The sequence below is a fragment of the Bdellovibrio sp. 22V genome, from assembly GCF_030169785.1.
In the GTDB taxonomy this organism is placed as follows: Bacteria; Bdellovibrionota; Bdellovibrionia; order Bdellovibrionales; family Bdellovibrionaceae; genus Bdellovibrio.
The window spans coordinates 1526492-1545087 of sequence record NZ_CP125854.1; the positions used below are offsets into that span (position 1 = coordinate 1526492).

The 18596-nt window shown below is 47.0% G+C and carries 19 protein-coding genes; 10 read left to right on the plus strand and 9 right to left on the minus strand.

What is annotated here, in order from left to right:
• Window positions 1–10: 10 nt before the first annotated feature.
• From QJS83_RS07385 to QJS83_RS07400, 4 genes are read left to right on the plus strand one after another with little or no spacing between them, the layout of a single operon-like run.
• Entirely contained in the window at window positions 11–1696 is a 1686-nt protein-coding gene (locus QJS83_RS07385) for a DUF1501 domain-containing protein (protein ID WP_284608530.1), read from the plus strand.
• Window positions 1697–1701: 5 nt separating this feature from the next.
• Window positions 1702–2403 (plus strand): hypothetical protein, encoded by a 702-nt coding sequence (locus tag QJS83_RS07390; RefSeq protein ID WP_284608531.1) that lies wholly within the window; start codon window positions 1702–1704, stop codon window positions 2401–2403.
• An 18-nt stretch (window positions 2404–2421) separates the two neighbouring features.
• On the plus strand, window positions 2422–3441 hold the full coding sequence (locus QJS83_RS07395; protein WP_284608532.1) for a hypothetical protein: 1020 nt from the start codon (window positions 2422–2424) through the stop codon (window positions 3439–3441).
• A gap of 48 nt (window positions 3442–3489) precedes the next feature.
• Window positions 3490–3969, plus strand: coding sequence for a YceI family protein (locus tag QJS83_RS07400; RefSeq protein WP_284608533.1), 480 nt, complete (start codon window positions 3490–3492; stop codon window positions 3967–3969).
• A gap of 7 nt (window positions 3970–3976) precedes the next feature.
• Here the strand turns inward: QJS83_RS07400 and QJS83_RS07405 are convergent, their stop codons facing one another.
• The 4 genes from QJS83_RS07405 to QJS83_RS07420 all read right to left on the minus strand — a co-directional run bounded on the left by QJS83_RS07405 (window position 3977) and on the right by QJS83_RS07420 (window position 10161).
• Window positions 3977–5560 (minus strand): S8 family serine peptidase, encoded by a 1584-nt coding sequence (locus QJS83_RS07405; protein WP_284608534.1) that lies wholly within the window; start codon window positions 5558–5560, stop codon window positions 3977–3979.
• 96 nt (window positions 5561–5656) lie between these two features.
• Window positions 5657–8029 carry an Ig-like domain-containing protein gene (locus tag QJS83_RS07410; RefSeq protein ID WP_284608535.1) on the minus strand — a complete coding sequence of 791 codons (2373 nt, stop codon included), beginning with the start codon at window positions 8027–8029 and terminating at the stop codon, window positions 5657–5659.
• A gap of 242 nt (window positions 8030–8271) precedes the next feature.
• Window positions 8272–8988 (minus strand): acid shock protein, encoded by a 717-nt coding sequence (locus QJS83_RS07415; protein WP_284608536.1) that lies wholly within the window; start codon window positions 8986–8988, stop codon window positions 8272–8274.
• Window positions 8989–8997: 9 nt separating this feature from the next.
• Window positions 8998–10161, minus strand: a complete 1164-nt coding sequence (locus QJS83_RS07420) for a hypothetical protein (protein WP_284608537.1) — start codon at window positions 10159–10161, stop codon at window positions 8998–9000.
• A gap of 81 nt (window positions 10162–10242) precedes the next feature.
• Between QJS83_RS07420 and QJS83_RS07425 the strand changes: the two genes are divergently transcribed.
• A complete protein-coding gene (locus QJS83_RS07425; RefSeq protein ID WP_284608538.1) occupies window positions 10243–10917 on the plus strand; it encodes a PilZ domain-containing protein in 675 nt (224 codons plus the stop codon).
• A gap of 62 nt (window positions 10918–10979) precedes the next feature.
• The gene (folE, locus tag QJS83_RS07430) at window positions 10980–11687 is read left to right on the plus strand and encodes a GTP cyclohydrolase I FolE (protein WP_284608539.1); all 708 of its coding nucleotides are present in this window, start codon (window positions 10980–10982) and stop codon (window positions 11685–11687) included.
• Between the two features lie 42 nt (window positions 11688–11729).
• Here folE and pepN read toward each other — a convergent pair whose 3' ends face one another.
• Window positions 11730–14351 carry an aminopeptidase N gene (pepN, locus tag QJS83_RS07435; RefSeq protein WP_284608540.1) on the minus strand — a complete coding sequence of 874 codons (2622 nt, stop codon included), beginning with the start codon at window positions 14349–14351 and terminating at the stop codon, window positions 11730–11732.
• Between the two features lie 26 nt (window positions 14352–14377).
• On the opposite strand from pepN, the gene QJS83_RS07440 reads away from it, so the two are divergent.
• The gene (locus tag QJS83_RS07440; RefSeq protein ID WP_284608541.1) at window positions 14378–14734 is read left to right on the plus strand and encodes a VOC family protein; all 357 of its coding nucleotides are present in this window, start codon (window positions 14378–14380) and stop codon (window positions 14732–14734) included.
• Here the strand turns inward: QJS83_RS07440 and QJS83_RS07445 are convergent.
• The 3 genes from QJS83_RS07445 to QJS83_RS07455 form a co-directional block, all read right to left on the minus strand.
• Entirely contained in the window at window positions 14731–15291 is a 561-nt protein-coding gene (locus QJS83_RS07445) for a carboxymuconolactone decarboxylase family protein (RefSeq protein ID WP_284608542.1), read from the minus strand. The genes QJS83_RS07440 and QJS83_RS07445 overlap by 4 nt on opposite strands.
• A gap of 101 nt (window positions 15292–15392) precedes the next feature.
• Window positions 15393–15929, minus strand: coding sequence for a peroxiredoxin (locus tag QJS83_RS07450; protein WP_284608543.1), 537 nt, complete (start codon window positions 15927–15929; stop codon window positions 15393–15395).
• Window positions 15930–15953: 24 nt separating this feature from the next.
• Window positions 15954–16367, minus strand: a complete 414-nt coding sequence (locus QJS83_RS07455; RefSeq protein ID WP_284608544.1) for a Fur family transcriptional regulator — start codon at window positions 16365–16367, stop codon at window positions 15954–15956.
• A 306-nt stretch (window positions 16368–16673) separates the two neighbouring features.
• Here QJS83_RS07455 and QJS83_RS07460 point away from each other — a divergent pair, with 306 nt between their 5' ends.
• Entirely contained in the window at window positions 16674–17057 is a 384-nt protein-coding gene (locus tag QJS83_RS07460; RefSeq protein WP_284608545.1) for a group III truncated hemoglobin, read from the plus strand.
• On the opposite strand, the gene QJS83_RS07465 is transcribed toward QJS83_RS07460, so the two are convergent.
• The gene (locus tag QJS83_RS07465) at window positions 17054–17440 is read right to left on the minus strand and encodes a hypothetical protein (protein ID WP_284608546.1); all 387 of its coding nucleotides are present in this window, start codon (window positions 17438–17440) and stop codon (window positions 17054–17056) included. The genes QJS83_RS07460 and QJS83_RS07465 overlap by 4 nt on opposite strands.
• A 47-nt stretch (window positions 17441–17487) precedes the next feature.
• Between QJS83_RS07465 and QJS83_RS07470 the strand changes: the two genes are divergently transcribed.
• The gene (locus tag QJS83_RS07470; RefSeq protein WP_284608547.1) at window positions 17488–17874 is read left to right on the plus strand and encodes a MerR family transcriptional regulator; all 387 of its coding nucleotides are present in this window, start codon (window positions 17488–17490) and stop codon (window positions 17872–17874) included.
• A gap of 135 nt (window positions 17875–18009) precedes the next feature.
• Window positions 18010–18594, plus strand: a complete 585-nt coding sequence (locus QJS83_RS07475; protein ID WP_284608548.1) for an alpha/beta hydrolase family protein — start codon at window positions 18010–18012, stop codon at window positions 18592–18594.
• Window positions 18595–18596: the final 2 nt, after the last annotated feature.

Sequence of the window (18596 nt, forward strand, 5' to 3'; positions counted from 1 at the left end):
CGGGGGCCAAATGGGGGACAGTAATCATATTACCCGCAGGGGATTGTTAATTGGTGGCTCTGTCATTGGAGCTTCGGCATTGGTGCCGACACCTGTTGAACGTCTTCTTAATATGCTGACAACCGGGATTATTCATCAAGCGCAAGCGGATGCCAACGGTACGGCAGGTTCGCGCAATTTTATCAACTTCCTTATGCCCGGCGGACCGATTCGTTATACTTTCGATGCGTGGATGCGCACGAATCCTAACGATGCAATGCTGGATTTCAATCCCATGGTTACGAATCGTTTTGTGAACTCGGGCGGCCGGGTCACAGGTGTTGAAAATTCAACATTCAATTACAATGGCGTTCTTGTTCCGCACATGTTCTCGCATAACGTTTATAACGGTAAAGGTGCACAACGTCCTTTGACGGATCTTCTTAACCACATGATGGTGATCCGCGGTTACGGAACAGGTCTGGACGGACACCCCTTCAATGCGACGGCTCAGCAAGCGCCTGTGGGCGGGGTGTCTTCACTTTTAGGTTTGGCTGCGGATTATTCAAAGAAAACATTCGAAGCGATCGAATGGCCCGACCGCGGCGCTTACGGAAACTTCAACTCTGTGAATGGAAAAGCTTTGAACAAACTGACCGGCAGTCCGTTGGTTTCTTTGCTTGAAGGTTTTGGCGGCCCTCAAGGCGGTCGTGTGAAAGGTCGCAGTTTGAAAGACCGCAATCGTGCGGCTTTCGATCTGGCGCAAGCGCGTCTGAAAGCTTATGCACAATCCGATTTCGCGGGTTCAACAATGTTGGGAAAAAATCTTTCCAATGCTTCGGACCTCATGAAAAAAGGCACGGGCAATATTGATGGCTACTGGAACTCGGCTGTGAATCGCTACCGTACTTTGATTCAAAACAGTTTGCGCCAAAGCGGCTTGGTCGGTATCAGCGATATTCCGTTGATTTCGGATGAGGGTAACTTCTGGCGTGTGCATGTCGCGGATGGAAACCGTGGTTTGAAAGTCAGCAGTGATTTCGATATGCGCGATGCTTTGAGTACGATGACAGTGCCGGGAGCTTTGGCTGAAGGCTTAGCTATGGCCGAGTACGTTCTTAAAGAAGGTCTTGTGACTTCAATCAACATGCACATCGGCGATATGCCTGGCGTCTTGTTGAAAGAAGCGGGCACGGGAATTCTTGCGCAACACAATGCCATTATCGATATGCACGAAACAGGCGCGGTGCCTGCGGTGTTATTAACAACAGCTTACTATCGCGCTATTGCCTCGGGACTTTTAGAGTTGATTGATCAATTGAAGGCGGCGAAAGTTAACGGCGTCGATCTTTGGTCAGAAACAGTGATCCAAGTTATCAGCGAGTTTAATCGCAGTGCGCGTGCAAACGGCACGGGGAGCGATCACGGTTACAACCAAATGGTGTCGAGCGTGTTTTCCGGAGCCATCAAAGGACCTGTCGTTGTCGGTAATATCTATCGCAACGGTCACGGTGGCGGTTACACGGGAACTCAAGGTATCGGTGCACCGATTGACGGTTACAATCAAAAAGGCATGCCGAGTCCGACCATGGCGGCGTCGACCGTGGCGGCTCTTTTACGTGTTCCCAAAAATCCTTACGAGAATTTAGCGGCACCTCTTGTCGAGTTGCGCGGCGACCGTTTGGATGTCATTCACAAAGCGAAGTTGGTGGGATGATGTCTATGAATAAAGCTTCCATCAAATTTTTTACTTTGGCTCTTATTGGTTTGACTCTGACCCAAGCGTATCAAAACTGCGGGCAGATGGGCGGATTCCAAACCTTGGATTCTTCTTCGATGAATTTACAATTAGGCTCTGCCGGAGGAACTGATTTAACTCATCCGGGGCAAAAAGAGGTCACACCACCAACACAAAAAGTGCAGGTGGTGAATCGTGAATATGTCGCCAGCCTGATGCGCGAAATTTTCACGACCAGCGCAGGTCCAGTTCCGAATTTGGAAGGGCTTCTTAATCAGTGGATTATCACGCGCGGCGCTCAGTATGGTCTGGCGTGCAATCCCTACAGCTCTTACACGGGCCGTGATTGCGGTGGCGATATCGCGAATGCAAACCTTGCCTACGAGACGGACGATAACACCGTTCGCGAATCCTTCCGGATTCAATTTTGCGAGAATGTTTTGGGAATGGATGAAGGAGTAAACGCCATTCTGGAAAAAATCGCGAACAGACCGGTGGCGCCGAATATTTCAGCGATCAAACAGGTCTATGGTCTTTTCTATCGTGGTGACGAAGCTCCGCAGTTGGTGATTGATTCACTCATGGATCTCGATAGAACACTCGTGAAACAAAATGAGACGACGCTGGAAAGATGGCGAGCTTTGGCACTTCAAGTTTGCGAATCACCAGGGTGGCAGCTACAATAAAAGTTCTTGGGGGAAGAGATGAAAAAAGGGGTTCAAAAGGGACTGATCGTCGCTGGTCTCACCGCTGTCGTCGGTGTGTCCTTTCAAAACTGCAGCGACTTTGCTCTGCAAGATCAAGTGCTTTATGAACAAGGTCTTTATGACTCTCGCGAAGCCCTTGATGCGAAAACTCTTCCGCAACTTCTTGAGTCTGATTATCTCGCAAAATGGTCGAAGGTAGGCGCTACAGGTTATGTGGATCATGACTTCATGGCCGATCAATGGTCTTTTGTTGTCGCGGCTGATCGCAAAATCACCGGCACTATTTTTACGGTGGGCTCCGGTTCAGGCAACGAAATCAGCGAGATCAAAGTGAACTCCGGAAAAATTTCTTTGGTTCGTACGTCTGGTGCCGGCGCGACAGAAACGCTCACCGTGAACTTGCCTAGCGAAGGTGATCGTATGGTCATTGCGGCGGCTCTGGGGCCTAAAGCGGGCGAGATGTCTTTGATGGTCAATGGGATCGTGCAATCAGGTACGATCGTGAAAACGGGTGTTCCTGGGGAATTCAGTTACATCGAAAAACTCGTGAGTAAAGGCGGCTCTGGCGGCCAAGTTTACGAGTACGTCGTTTACGGCGGTGATAGCACGGAAGGTTACGGTCGCTTGACGGATTCAGAGTTAAATGTGATGTCTCGCTATATTGCAAACAATAACATGATCGCCAATGTGGTCTTCGATCCAAGTCTGCTTTCCGGTGGCTCTGGAACGGGCGGTGGCGGAAGTCAGTTAGATCCTAAATTTGTTGCCGCTAAAAACGTGATCGACTCAAAATGTATTCATTGTCACAACGGATCTCAAGCGGCGGACTTCAAAAATATTTCTGCCGCGAAAGCGATCACGAAAGGTGTTGTAGTGGCGGGAAATCCAGCGGGTTCTTCATTGTATTTTCGCTTGAAGGGCTCTTCGGGCGCAGGAACGAAGAACATGCCATCGGACTCCGGTATTTCTGCAGCGGAAGTACAAGCCATTGCTGACTGGATCTCAAGTATTCAATAATCTTTTAATTAATAACTCAAAAAACCATGAGGTAGGGGGATTTATAAAATGAAGTTTTTTGCAACTTTGATTCTTTCCATGAGCGTATCATATGCAGCTATGGCACAGAGTGTGACGGTCGATGTGGTTCTGAATCCAATGGGCGATTTTAAGGCGAAGACTTCCGACGTAAAAGGTTCGGCGGTTGTGAAAGGCGACGAGGTTTCCGCAGAAAACATCGTCGTGAATTTGAAAGGTTTAAAAACGGGCGTAGAGCTTCGTGATAAACACACGCAAAAGCATTTGGACACGACAAAGTTCCCAGAAGCTGTTCTTGTTTCCGCAACGGGTAAAGGCGGAAAAGGAAAAGGTAAAATCAAAATCAGAGGCGTAGAAAAAGACGTTGAAGGAACTTACAAAGTAGAAGGTAAAGTTCTTAAAGCTGATTTCAAATTGAACATCAGCGACTTCGGTATCAGCGACATCAACTACATGGGGGTGGGCGTAGAAGACGAAGTCACTCTTCACGTCGCTGTTCCGGTAAAATAAATAAGTCTTATTTTTTCTCGTTACGAAGTGCCAGGGCAGCCTCTACGGCTGCCTTTGCATTTATAAGGCCTGCACCGTATTTGTTTTCTTTATTCGGCCCCAAGGGCAGGGCCGTCTTCATCAGAATAGATTTTATCTCTGCCGGCAAAAGATTCTTATTTGCCACTTTCATTAAAGCGACGACACCAGCGACGTGCGGGGACGCCATGGACGTACCAAAGGTCTCTTTGTAATCCGTGATCTTGGTGCGCATAGAGATCTGAATGTCAGGTGTCGTTTCCAGTAACGACAGAATTTTCGCTCCCGCTTCCTGGGATAGTAAAAACGCTGTTGCGAACAACATGTTTTCTTTTTCAAACAGGGTCGTATCCGTGATTCCCGTCGTGTTGTTGATGATGAGAACGCTGAGAGCGCCGGCTCTCATGGCATTGCGGATCTGCTCTGTAAAGTAAAGATCATCGCTTCTCATCAAAAGCACATGCTTACCCGTGACGTCTTTTCCTTGGAAATCTTCCGGCAGACCGTCACCGCAATAGACTAAAGGTTTTGTTAAAACGGAGCGTGGCACCGTCGTGCCGTGGAACAAAACAGCCTCTTCCGTTTCGTTTGTTGCTGAAATAAGGATCGAGCTTTCACGACCTGTTCCCACAGGAATCGAAGATAAAACATCCACACCCGGAGCGACCACGGATACTTCGGGACCGTATTGCGAAAAGAAAGCATGGCGAAGATTTTTATCAACAGCGCCGACGGCAATCACCGTGGGGTGGGCTGCAGGAAATAAAACTTCAGCGGTGCCGTAATTTCCCGTCGCGGCGACGAGCGAGACCCCCGCACGATCCGCACTCAGAACAGCGGCCGTTTCTGCGGGCGTCGGGCCGTAGCTTCCTAGAGACAAATTCACAACATCGACTTTTTCTTCAATGCCCCAGTTGATGCCGGCAACAACTGCAGTATTCCAGCAGCCTTCTTCGCGACATACGCGGCCAGCCAAGATTTTGGCTTTAGGAGCGACACCGGCGAAACCTCCGGGCATTTCTGCGGCGGCGGCTGTTCCCGCGACGTGGGTGCCGTGTCCGGTATTATCAGAAAAATCAGAATCGTCACCGGCACCAGTAAAGTCGCGGCCTTTTTCGAAGTTCGGTTGGATCGAAGGATGATTACTGTGCAAGCCGCTATCTAAAATAAGAATGCGTGCGCCTTCACCTTTGTTGGTGAGGCTCCAAGCTTCCGGCGCATGAATAGCGTCAAGACCCCAAGGTCTTTCTAAAGGAGTGCTGGCGGCAGCTTGTAAAGCAGCACCTTGAACAAACTTTCGCGGAGCTGGGTGAAGGTACTCTTTTTCAATGTAAGCAACACCTTGAATGGAACGAAGTCTTTCCACGTCTCGGGGATTTGCGGTATCGACAATAAACGTGTTGATGTTCTGAAGGCTGGCTTCAATTTTTCCGGGAATTTCTTGTGACCAGGTTCCTTGCTGCTTATGCAGGCGCTGAAAAGACGCTTTGTCTTTCATCATCACGATCAAGCGTTCTGCATGTGCAAAAAGGGGAGAACTGAGAATGAAAAACAGAAAAGGAAGAAGTCTCATGGCTTGGAAATTTAACCGGTCTTGGGAAAACACAAAAGGGGCCGCAATGACCCCTTGAAAGCTTTTCTAAGCTGTCAAAAAATTGGACAAACTGAATTACTCCACGCATTGATAAGTCAGCGTGTAGCTTCCGACCGGCAAGCTGGTACTAAAGCTCAAAGCAGCTCCCGCCAGAGTTCTCGTTCCATTGTAAACTGTGGCGCCTTTTTTGACGTTCACGCTCGTTTTATAAGGCGAGCAGGAAAGCGAAACCATGTTATGGATGTTTTGCACGGAATCACCAATCTTCGACAAGACAGAGGTGTAATCCGCATCACCCACACAACCAACAACGGCGCCGCCTTTTAAGTTCTGGCCTGTCAGCTTGGACAGTGCCAGGTACTTGGTGCCCATGGCTCCCGTCGTGCAGGTCGCATAGGATTTCACGATCGAACTGAACGAAAAGTTTTTTTCCGGCCACGCCGCTTTGATAGTAGAAATCAGATTTTCACCCGAGTTCAACATCGTATTTCCAGACTCGTCTTCATCCGAGATCAAGACCACGGCCAAAGCGGCATCATTGCGGAAGAATGTCGCATTCGGGGCTTCAAAACGGCGGGTCACTGCACGATTGGTCGCTGCAATTCCCTGTTCGGCACCCGAGCCGTTAATACCAAGGCCTTCAATGGTCGCACCTAATTCAACTTGCGCTGTCGCCGGATTCATCGCGGAACTTACAAAGTACGTGTTCGGCAGATTCTTGATTTGCACAAGACGGCCATCGTAATTTATCAGGTCTGTCGTCGTTACAGCGGCTCTCCAATCCATGTGACTGATTTTAGAAACAAAACTTCCGACTTTAGCCGCCATGTTTTTTTGCTCTTCAATCATAGAGCCTGAATCGTCGACAACAAAAAGCACGTCGACTTTTTTAATTTCCGTAACGGCAAGAGACGTCGTTTTCGTCGCCAGTTTTTTGATATTCAATGACAGAGACTTCGTACCGATGTTGCCGGCTTGATCTTTCGCAACCACTTTAATCAAATGCGCGCCGGTTGTCGGGTACATCACCGAAAAGGATCCGGAAGTTTTTGTCGCGTTTTGCGAACAATTAACCGCGATGGAGTCGCTAAAACAAGTCACACTGGCAACCTTGCTTAAATTCGCAGGCTTGCTAACGGTGAAAGAATATTTCAACGTTTTATTTGTCAAAGGCTCGTTCATGGAATCCGCCAAAATTTGCACAACAGGAGCGGAACGGTCCTGGATAATATCTAAAGTTACGCGGGACGATTCTTTGTTGCCGTATCTATCTTCGGCTTCTACGACAAAAAGCTGAGCGCCGGCAACTTTCGGAGTAATACTGACTTCCATCGAACCATTGGCCAGCGTGCAAGCGATTTTCGTGCTGCCATAAAGGCATGTGTAGGATTTAAGACCGCTTTCTAAATCGACAATCTTAACCGCAAACTTTTGCAATTGATTGATAAGGTTTGTATTCGCCGTGTTTTTCGTGATCGTTATTTTGGGTTTGTTCAAGTCCACCAAAGATCGCAACGTGTACGTTGTCGTAGCCATATTATCCTGGCGATCCGTAGCAACGATTTTTAACTGATGATTCCCGGCTGTCGACGGCTGCGTAACCAAAACGCTTTTTCCCGTGCTTTGGGAACAGGGTACTGCAACGTTATCAAGGGTACAAATGACGGATTTTAATCCCGCGCCCAATTCGTCCACTTGCAAATTGAATTTCTGTTCATCAATTGTGAACCAAGTGTTTGCGCTGAAGGCAGCCAGCGTGATTTTAGGCGCCACCTTGTCATAGCTGATGCTAAATTTCAAAGACGCTTCACCAGTATTATTGTAAGAGTCCACCGCAAGTACCTTCAGCAGGTGGGTGCCGCTGTCGAGGTCTTTAAATGTAAACTTGCCAGTTGCAGACGCTGGATTGAAACCGCAATCCACACGAGCGTCATCGAGATAGCACGCGAGGTCTTCGATTTCGCCGCCACCTTCATCGAAAGCTTTGAAGTTAAAACCTAACGTCTGATGCAGGTCATATTTGTTTGTAGAGTTCGCAAGCAAATTGATGACCGGTGGTTTTTCGTCGGTGATGGGCAGTGTCTCAGACACGTTAAAAAGTGTTCCGTCAGGAGTCCACACTTCGCCAATAATCTCATAGTTCTTAGGTGACTCAGGATTGAAAGAGAATTTGAGATTCCCGAAAGCGTCGGGTGCTGTAGAAACCTCTTGGTTATTCACGCGCACGGAGCTTTTCGCGATCACGCCTTTTTCAGGCAGTTCAATAACCAGAGTGTACTTTTGCACTTCGTTAACTTCATGGACGTTGTTGGGATCGGGAACAAGATTTAAACCCACTCCAAGTAATGAGGCTTGGTCGTAGTATTCGAAGGCCATCTCTTGCTTAGAACAGTTTTGATAACCTGTGATAGTAAGAAACGCCAATGATAGCCAAAGAAACTTACGCATGATGCCCCCATCCCCGCGAAAGACTCATTGCAGAGGACAGGCCAAAAATAAAAAGTATTTAAATGCATTTCTGCGCAAGGGATGACTCACAAAGAGTCATTTTCCATGCAATATGAATTAAACTGAGACGTCGTAGTTTTAGGTTCGCAAATAAGATTCACAGAGCGACGAATTTAATGAACAAGTTCTCATACTTATAAATCAAGCTCGTCGCTTAAGTGTTCACTGAGCTGACATTGATGTTAGAAGCGATAGTTCACGCCCACCTTCCATAGGGTGGAACCTTCTTTTAACGGGCCAATTCCAGAATAAAAGTCCCACTTGTGGAACAGGCGAACGTTCAAATCAGCTAAGGCCATCACATTCATATTGCGACCAGAGTCAATCGTTTGATTGGCGGCATCTTTCGGCCAGTCAATACTGCGCATGAAAACCATTCCCGTGACACCGGCATTGATACGCCCCGAAAGACGATAGAAAGCGCGCGGGGATACGCCGTAAACGGTGAAAGCCACCATGTCTTTCTGGTAAGTGATTGTGCTGGAGTTGCCTCCGCCATTGGCGCGCCCCGAACCGATAAATCCAGCGGCAGCCCATCCCCAACGCAGGTAAGTAAATTCTTTTTGCACCGTCAGGATCAAGCCGTTGTAATTGGCGTAATCAGTGTCTGTTGTTACGCCTTGCTGAAGTTTCAAAGTGTCATTCCACTGCAGCGCTGAAACGCCCACGCCCCAGCTCGAGATAAATTTACGACGAACTTTTGCTCTCGTACGAGCCGGCGCAGGTGCCGGTGCTGTCGGCGTCTCTTCCGCGGGCGGAGCGGTTTCCACCGCAGGAGTTTCCGCCGGAGCGGACTCGGTCGTTTCCTCAGGAGAAGCTTCCTCTGAAGGTGCTTCTTGCGCGAAGCTTGCCGAAGAAAGAAGGACACTGGCGATAAGAAGGGAAATAAATTTCTTCATGGGTGCCTCCTAGTATGAAATATGCACTTGGCCCTGCAAAGCCCAAGCGTCCTGAGTTCCGCCACTATCGGAATAGGTCTTCGCGTTTGTCGCCATCATACGTAGCTCCGTGCGCGGAAGCGGGAAGAGCAAACCGCCCAAGCTCCACTTCATTTGCTCCGGCGAAGATTTATTGATGTTCGATTTGCTGTGTTCGATCACGGAAAGAACGTTGTAACCACGGCGGATATTTACAAGCGTTTCGACCAAGGCATAAGTGCCCAGTTCCGCATCGGTGTTTGCGAGTTTATTGGTTTTTTCTTTAAAGCCGGCTTCCGCAATCAGCGAAGAACCTTTGGAAAGTCCCATGCGCGTTGTAAAGGCCAACAAATTCCATTTCGTGATATCGCTTTGTGAGGTGAGGGCGGATGCTCCCACCATAAACTTTTCGTACACTTGATATTCCCCAGAAACGGAGAAGCCTTTTTGCTTCTCTGCATCCTCAGCAGCTGCATTTCCAAAGAACGCTTGAGCGGCGATATTCCAATCAGGATAAGTGAAGTGCGCGACCACGCTTTGTGTTTGTGAATATTGACCCAAATCCAGAGGACGGCGATTGACAGCCGTGTGGTCGATATTGCGCAAACCATAAACGTTATCCAGCTGACCCACATAAAACCAAAGATTGTTGTTTTGCTTCCAGCGCAAATAATACTCTTTCGCAAACCAGGTATTCTGCTTTCCGTAGTACATCTCTGTGGCTGTGTATGAAGCCGTCGTGATTAATGCAAGACGCTGTTTCTTATCAAAGAAGAAATTCAGGTTGACGTCGTTCTGCATGTTAATGAAGCGTTCCATGGTGTTACTTGAACCCGGGTCCGTCTTTAACCAAAGGCCACGGTATTTAATGCCGGGACGAAACCACCAAGGCAAAGGCTTGGAGCCCAAAAATCCAGACATAGCAGCGATTTCTTCCTCTTCCATTTTCTTCGGGAAGACGTCACGAGCGGCGATCTCTGTCGCAAAGAGGGCGCGACCATAGTCATTCAAAGCTCCGCTGCCGCTTCCGTTGTAGTGGCAAGTGATGCAAGAAGAATAGCCATAGCCAATAAAATCAGGATAGGCCTGCGCTTGTTTTGCAAAGGTGAAAGAAACGAGAAGAAATAAAACGTGGTGTAATTTAAAATGTCTCACAATGAGACAAATTCTATTGGACGAGAGAAGAGAATCAATAAAAATCTATACTTACGCGGGTCGTTTGCCGATAAGTTTTCCATGGAAGCAAAATCACCCGCATTAGAACGTCCTCGTGCCGTGCAAATGGCCGCTGCTGTGCTTATGATGACACCTGTTTTAGACATCTTGATGATGCAAAGAACGGGCACTCAGGTTTTTAGCTGGATCAGTTGGTTGATGATCTTTGGAGCCGGTGTCAGTTTGTTGATTCGTCACAAACTCTCGTGGGTGATCGGAATCGGTCTTTGCAGTGTCGTGGTGATCTCGACCGCATATCGTCTTGTCACAACGATGGGAGATATCGATCCGGCGGTGAGTGCCGCGATGATGCTGGATTGCATGTTGGTGCTTTTTATTGTGGGCACGGTATCGTACTTCTTCCGTTATCCATATCTGGATCGTCGTCAAAACTGGTTTGCGCCGACGGGGGATCGTTTTTCCATCTCCACACCTGTGGTTCTGCGCGGAGTTGAAACGCAAACAATCGATCTTTCGTATACGGGAGCGCGCATTGCTCTTCCTGCTTCGACGGAGCCGTTTAAAACGGGCGAAACCGTGACTTTGCAGCTCTCAGAGATCAACGACATTCAATGCCGCGCGAAGGTGGTGGAAGTGCGTGACAATCTGGTGCGCGTCCGCTTTGAGGGGACGTCGTCTTCTGAAAAAGACCTGATTCGTCAGTGGCTCAATAGCCAAAATTTGCAAAAAGTATAGTTTAGGGCTTCCGTAGAGGGACGTTTTAAGGCATAAGAGGGCTTTTCTCTGAAGGTAAAATCATGGCTAAAACAACGAAGAAAAAGACATCCAAAAAATCCATCGAGCTAAACCCCGACGCCACTCACGAAGTCGCTATTGCGGTAAAGAAAATTCTCGAAAACGTGCGCCCAACGCCGATGGTTCACAATGGTCTGAGCAATGAAGAAAAGATTGCGAAGATCACCGATAAATTCACGGACATCATGGAAATCCTCGGTCTTGATTTGAATGACGACAGCTTGGCGGAGACTCCCCATCGCGTGGCGAAGATGTACGTTAACGAAGTGTTCAGCGGCTTAGACCCGAAAAAATTCCCGAAAATGACTGTGATCGATAACAAGATGAATTACGATCAAATGATCGTCGTTCAAAGCATCAGTTGTCTGTCCTTCTGTGAACACCACTTCTTGCCGATCGATGGTTTTGCCACTGTGGCTTACATTCCGAATAAAAAGGTGATTGGTCTTTCAAAGATCAATCGCGTGGTGCAATATTTCTCACGCCGCCCGCAAGTGCAAGAGCGTCTGACAAAACAAATCACGGACTGTCTTCAATACATCTTGGATACAGAGCATGTCGCAGTTCATATCAACGCCAAACACTATTGCGTTGTGATGAGGGGAATCGAAGACACGACAAGCACGACGTCCACAGCCGACCTGCGCGGTCACTTCAAATCACGTCAAGAAACACGCGAAGAGTTCCTGCAACACTGCCGCACGAAGTAAGTCGGTGGGAAAAAGGTACCAGGTACCTTTTTCCCAGCTTTTTTAAGTGAGGGCTGATTGAAGTAGCTCGCGGGAGTTTTTGGACAGATTTGGGACTGCCACCATGCGCTTGATTTGTGTGAGGGCTTTGTCCTTCATCACAGGATCCAACTTCTGAACGAAGTTGAAAGCGGCGCACAGACGGGCTGCGACCTGCGGGTTCTTGCCGTCGATTTCCAAAATCTTGTCAGCATAGAATTCATACGCATCCGTTTTTGGATCATGGAAACGCACAAGGTTAGCACCGAAAGCTCTGAGCAATGAATACACATTGTTCGGATTCGTGATGTTAAACGCGGGGTGCTTAGTCAAAGCTTTCACGTCTTCAAGAGTTTGCTTGCGAGAGGTTGTCGCCTGCGCTGTGAACCACTTATTGATCACCACAGAATCATCTTTCCAATTTTGATAGAAATCGTTCAGAGCCGCTTCACGGTGTTTAGATTCTGAGTCCGCCAAAATCATCAAGGCTGTCATACGATCCGTCATGTTCTGCGCTTTTTGATACTGATTGTTCACGACATCCATGATTTCCGGATCGTTGAGTTCCGCCAAGTAAGTCAAAGCCTGGTTCTTCAAGGAGCGGTGACCGAACACTTTCGGGTCGTGGCTCTTTGGATCAACGCCATGGTATTTATGGTAAATATCCAAAAGCTGCTGACGGTTTTCACGCGCAATCGCTGTACGTAATGCCACACGCGCTTGATGGAAGGCTTCCGCATCAAGAACAGATTCGACTTGCGCCAAAACAGCATAGCTTGGCAATTGCAGCATCTTCGCTTTGAAAGCCGGGTCCATATCGTTGGACCGAATCAATGCGCTCATGGCGTTCACAAAGCGTGAATCCATATTGAGAGGAGCTTTGTTGCGGGCTTGATCAATGAGTTTGTGGAATACACGCAACGCCAACTTTTGAGTCATTTCCCGGCGGTTGAAAGAATCAGTATCTTTCTCCATTAAGAAATAAAGATCTTCTTCTTTGGCATTCCAGCTCAAATTCACCGGAGCTGAGAACTCACGCAAGATTGAAAGAACAGGACGGTCTTTCAAGCCCTTAAAGACGTAAGTTTCTTTTTTGTCTTTAAGCTCGATCAGGTTTTTTCCATCGGTATTAACCTGGATTTTATCGCAGCTTAATGGCAACTCTTGGCCAGACTTATCCAAAAGACCCATCATTAATGGAACATGGAATGGATCTTTTGTCGGTTGATTTGGGGTTGGAGCGCAATGCTGTTCCAATGTCAGGTGATATTCACCCTTGGCGTCATCAAAGTGCTCGTTGATAGCAATTGTTGGAGTTCCAGCCTGGTGATACCAACGGCGGAATTGCGAGAAGTCTTTGCCGTTCGGCTCAGAAATCGCGGCCGCAAAATCTTCAGTCGTGACAGCTTGGCCGTCGTGCCGCTTGAAGTATTCATCCATGCCTTTGCGGAAACCTTTACGGCCCACAATCGTTTGCATCATACGAATGACTTCAGAGCCTTTTTCATAGATGGTCATCGTAAAGAAGTTGTCGACAGCCATGCATGATTCAGGACGAACCGGGTGAGCATTCGGACCCGCATCTTCAGCGAATTGACCGGCGCGAAGAGCATCGACGTCCTCGATTCTTTGCACACCACGATCGGTCATGTCGGCAGAGAATTCCTGATCGCGGAAAACAGTTAAGCCTTCCTTCAAAGAAAGTTGGAACCAGTCACGAAGTGTGACGCGGTTGCCGGTCCAGTTGTGAAAGTATTCATGCGCGACAACGGATTCAATCGAGTGGAAGTCCACATCAGTTGCAGAGTTGGAGTCCGCCAAGACCAGACGGGAGTTGAAGATGTTCAAACCTTTGTTTTCCATCGCACCGGCATTGAAATCATCAATTGCAACGATCATGTAATCGTTCAAATCATATTCAAGACCGAAAGTGTCTTCGTCCCACTTCATGGATTTCTGCAAAGACGCCATCGCGTGCCAGCAACGCTCTTGTTTGCCGTGAGCCGCATACACTTCCAGATTCACTTTTCGACCCGATTTTGTCGTGAAAGTATCGCGAATAACACCAAGATCACCGGCGACAAGGGCGAAGAGGTAACAAGGTTTTTTATGTGGATCGCGCCAGAAAGCTTTGTGACGGCCGTTGCCTACGTCTTCAACTTTGATGCGGTCGCCGTTCGAAAGCAAAACAGGGTATTTCTTTTTGTCAGCTTCGATAGTGACAGAGTAGGAAGTCATGATATCAGGGCGATCAAAGAAGTAAGTGATCTTTCTAAAACCTTGCGCCTCACATTGGGTGCAGAAGATGCCGCTGGATTTATACAAGCCTTCTAAAGACGTGTTATTTTGTGGCTGCAATTCGGTTTCAATTTCCAAAGTGAAAACATCTGGAACAGTTTTGATGATAAGTTCTTCTTCGGTCGTTTCGTACTCACCCGCAGCTAAAGCCTTGCCGTTGATTTTTACGGAAACAAGTTTGAGCTCTTCGCCGTTAAGGCGGAGTTCCGCGCCGGGTGTTTGTTTCTTGATTTCGCTCTTTGCGATAACTCGACAAAAGTCTTCATTCAGGATGAAGTCGAGGTTAATGCCCTCTACAGAGAAAGTAGGCGCTTTATAGTCCTTGAGATAAATTTTTTCTTGTTTCATAAAGCCTCGCTTCGGATAATAAGCTGATGAGTTTGCTAATCACTTCTATCACAATAAACACCCCGCATCTACAGGACATGCTGGGTTTTTACCGAATTATCGGCTTTCAATTTACAGCGTCAAAAGTCGATAAGGGGAGTGAAGTTCATCGCGCCATTCATAACGGAGTGGAGTTCTCTTTGTACTCCATTGCAAATGCGCAGAAATCGCAAATTCCGAGTCTGCAGTTAGGATTTAAAATTACAGATCTAGAGAAAACGGTCGGCGATCTTACGAAAATTCCGGGAGCGATGTGTATTCTGGATCCCACAGAGATGCCGGACGGAAAAAAGGCCATCGTTTTAGATCCCGATGGCCATTCTATTGAACTCAGTGAACATTAAAGAGTCAGAGCTTTTTTAAGGCTCGCAAGTCCCTTGGCAGTTGCTGCCAAGCGGGCCAAATCATGAACTTTATCTGGAGACACATCATGGTGTCTGACAGCTTTTTCATGGCTCGCCACGCACACAGGGCAACCGTTGATGATCGACACAGAAAGCGCCATCATCTCGAAATCTTTTTTGCTGTTCAAAGACTTCGCCAATGAATTCATGCGAAGACCCGCACGCGGGTAGTCTGCTGCTGCCACTTCAGCTGGCAAGAACGATTTGAATTTGTAGTAGACGTTGTTCATGCCCATGATGCCGGCGATTTCCGCAGCTTCTTGAATAAGTTCAGGTGCTGTGCCGATTTCGTTCAAAACGTCTTTCGCCAAGGCCACCATTGTTTTGCTTTCCAATGCCACAGCAATTGAAAGAAGATTCAAGAATCTTTCTTGCGGCTCAAGAGGGCTGTCTTCCAAAACTTTTTTAAAGTTCAGGGAAAGATCGCGGTAAATAGTGGAGCTAGCTCCGGGATATTCTGATTCGAGGTAGGCGTCTACTTTTTCTGCAATAGCCATAAAAAAACCTTTCTGAAATTCTATCTTCGAATGAGGAATTGAGAGTTAATAACAATCGCAAGCAGGAATTTCTTCCTGCCTGCTGTTGTGATTGCTCACAATTACACAGTCAAAGTTTGTTGACCTTTTTCCCAGTTACATGGGCAAAGCTCGTCAGTTTGAAGAGCATCCAAAGTTCTCAAAACTTCTTTCACGTTACGGCCTACAGAAAGGTCGTTAACGGATACCCAGCGGATGATGCCGTCTGGATCAACGATGAAAGTGGCGCGAAGAGGAACTTGATCTTGCTTGTGAAGAACGCCCAATTGAGCTGCCAATTCTTTTTTGTAGTCAGCAACCATTGGGAATTGAAGATTCTTAAGATCGTCGTGGTTGTTTCTCCATGCCAAGTGAACGAAGTGAGAGTCAGCGGAAACGCCGAAAAGTTTCGCTTCACGAGCTTGGAAATTTTTGAATTCTTTGTTGAATTCAGCGATCTCTGTAGGACACACGAAAGTGAAATCCAAAGGCCAGAAGAAGAATACAGACCATTGACCTTTCATGTCTTTGTTAGAAACTTCAGCGAATTCTTTACCTTTTTCGCGAGATACGCACGCTTGCAATTTAAATTCCGGGAATTTTTCACCGATACTCAACATTTTATGTCTCCTTTTGTTGTTAAGTTATTTAATTTCACCTTTAAAAATTAATTTAATGTCTTTTATTTTAAACTTCTTCGGGATCGAGATATCGATCTTCACGTCTTCAGGATCGATGTCGTAAATCTTTCCTGTTTTTTCATCCACGAAGTGAAAGTGGTCGTGCGTGTTGCAGTCATAAACCACTTTCTCGGAGTGATTAAAGCGGAACTCTTTCAAAATTCCCGCATCCACCAGCGTGTTCAGCGTGTTGTAAACGGTGGCTTGGCTGATTTTTCCTAAGTTCGCATCCGCCCAAGCTTTCACATCATCTGCCGTCGGGTGGTCTGCTTCGCAGAGCACGTACTTGCAAATAGCCATTCGTTGCAAAGTCGGTTGAACACCGGCTGATTGCAAACGCTCTTGAATTTCATTTGTCGATAAGCAGTGCTTTGTCATTTATCACTCTTTAGTTTTTAACTTGGTTATTGTGGCTTGGTTGGACCGTACGAGATAGTCTTAACACCGAGCGGTATACAAGTTCTAAATTTAGAATAGTTCTAAATATGGAATGAGTCAAGAGTCTATTTTGATATGGCGTATTGCTCAATTATTTCCAATAGTTAATGCGTATTGCGGGACTTTCTAACGGGGGCGAGGGTGCCAGGTTCCACGGTATTTTTCAACCCGCGGCGTATTTTTGGTGCGGACAAAGTATTTGCGCAGGGCTTGTGATAAACTACATGCCTTGAAAGAAGATGCTCTATGGAAAAGAAACAGCGCAAACCTATCGAAACGCGGGAAGATATCGAACTTCTCGTAAATAGCTTCTACGATAAAGTACGAAAAGATCCTTTGATTGGGCCGATCTTCAACGATGTCGCGCAAGTGGACTGGGACGAACACTTGCCTAAACTCTACAATTTCTGGGCGGATCTGTTATTGGGCGAAAACAGCTATAACGGCCGGCCTTTTCCTCCGCATATGAAATTGAACTTGCAACCGGGTCATTTCGAACAATGGTTGCGATTGTTCGTCGCAACCGTCGATGAACACTTCGTAGGGCTCAAAGCGGAAGAGGCTAAAGGTCGGGCTCTCCGCATTGCTCGCAACTTTATGATCAATTTGAGTTTGCTGGATCCGAATTAAGTCTCAGAGATTTTTTTTCTAAAACCCAACTGCAAAATTCCAAAAGTAATTTCAAAGAGGGCAAAAACTCCCACGATCCAAGGAGCTTGAAACCCTATGAGATAATACATTTGCCATGTGAAAAATAACAGGCGGGCGATTCCATCGTATAAGCCAAAAATTTCGTTATACTGACGAAGACGCAAAGTCGACCAGACAACGACGACACTTCCCATTAAGTTAGCGAACAACATATGCATCGGTTGATATTCTGGAAGCGTGACCAAATATCCTAATCCATGATGCAGCCATTTGAATGTCCATGGTGTTGCAAATGGGGCTGACACAATTAAGTCATATATCGCGCTGGCTTGAACTATTTTTTTATATCTTTTTGATTCCATGGTTTTACTGTAAACCTTCATGTATACTTGAGACTCAAGAGGAAAATATGAAAATTGGCGAGTTAGCAAAAAAAGTTGGATTGTCCGTCTCGAAAGTGCGCTATTATGAAACACTTGGAATTATTCGCGCCAAAAGGGGAGATTCTAATTATCGCGATTTCCCTCCGGAATCCGAGGGGCTTCTTCTTTTGGTGTTACAGGCGAAAGATTTAGGTTTCACGCTTAAAGAAATTCAATCTCTAGGAAGCGCTCTACAGCAAGGAGCTTTAACTAAAGATAAGATCCGTTCTGAGCTGAACAAAAAACTCGACACATTAGACGAACGAATTGCCTTAATAAAAAAGTTCCAGAAAAATGTTCGGCAAATTCTTGAGTCCACGTGCCCCTTTGATGTCAACCAGCCTCCTCATACGCCCAAATCCTCTCGCAGGTGAGACTTGAGGTCTTAAACCCGAATAAGGCCCGATCAAATTGATAAGAGGTGCACTCATCTTTTTTCTTTTGTTTTTCGACAAGAACGGGCCCTCTTCTTAGGCATTGTTGTCTACAATAAGAAGAGGAGGCGAGCTATGAGACTCAACGTCAATGTCACTTCTCAAGGAAGATTGCTCGACGCTTTATTGTTCTTACCGGATTCATCGGAAGGTCCGTTGCCCGCGCTCCTTTTTGAAGGAACGATGACGGGAGCGACAAATCAAATTGCCGAATATGTCGCTAAAGAAGTCGCCGATCAAAACTTTGTGTGTCTGGTGATGGATCATAGTTTCTATTCGGAAGAGGAAGGCCTGGCTCAGCCTTGGGAGTCGCCTTCAAAACGTTTGGGCGATCTGAAAGCGGCTCTGCAATTCCTGCAGCACCATAATTCCATTGATCCGCAAAAAATCGTCGGAGTTGGCGTGAGTGTCGGCGCCGAATATCTTGCGCAGATCTGTCGCGAAGACAATATCATTCGCGGACTCATCATTCTTGAGGGGCCTTTTGATGACTCACAAAATATGGCGAAAGATCTCGATATTCCGACAATTGTGATTGATGAAACCCACTTGGATTCCGCCGTCGATGAGATTGTTTTATGGACTCGCACGTTGTTTGACGGGGCCTTCGTGCAAGAAGAACCCCAAGTCAAAGTCGACTGGAGCGTGATGGATGAGTAGCT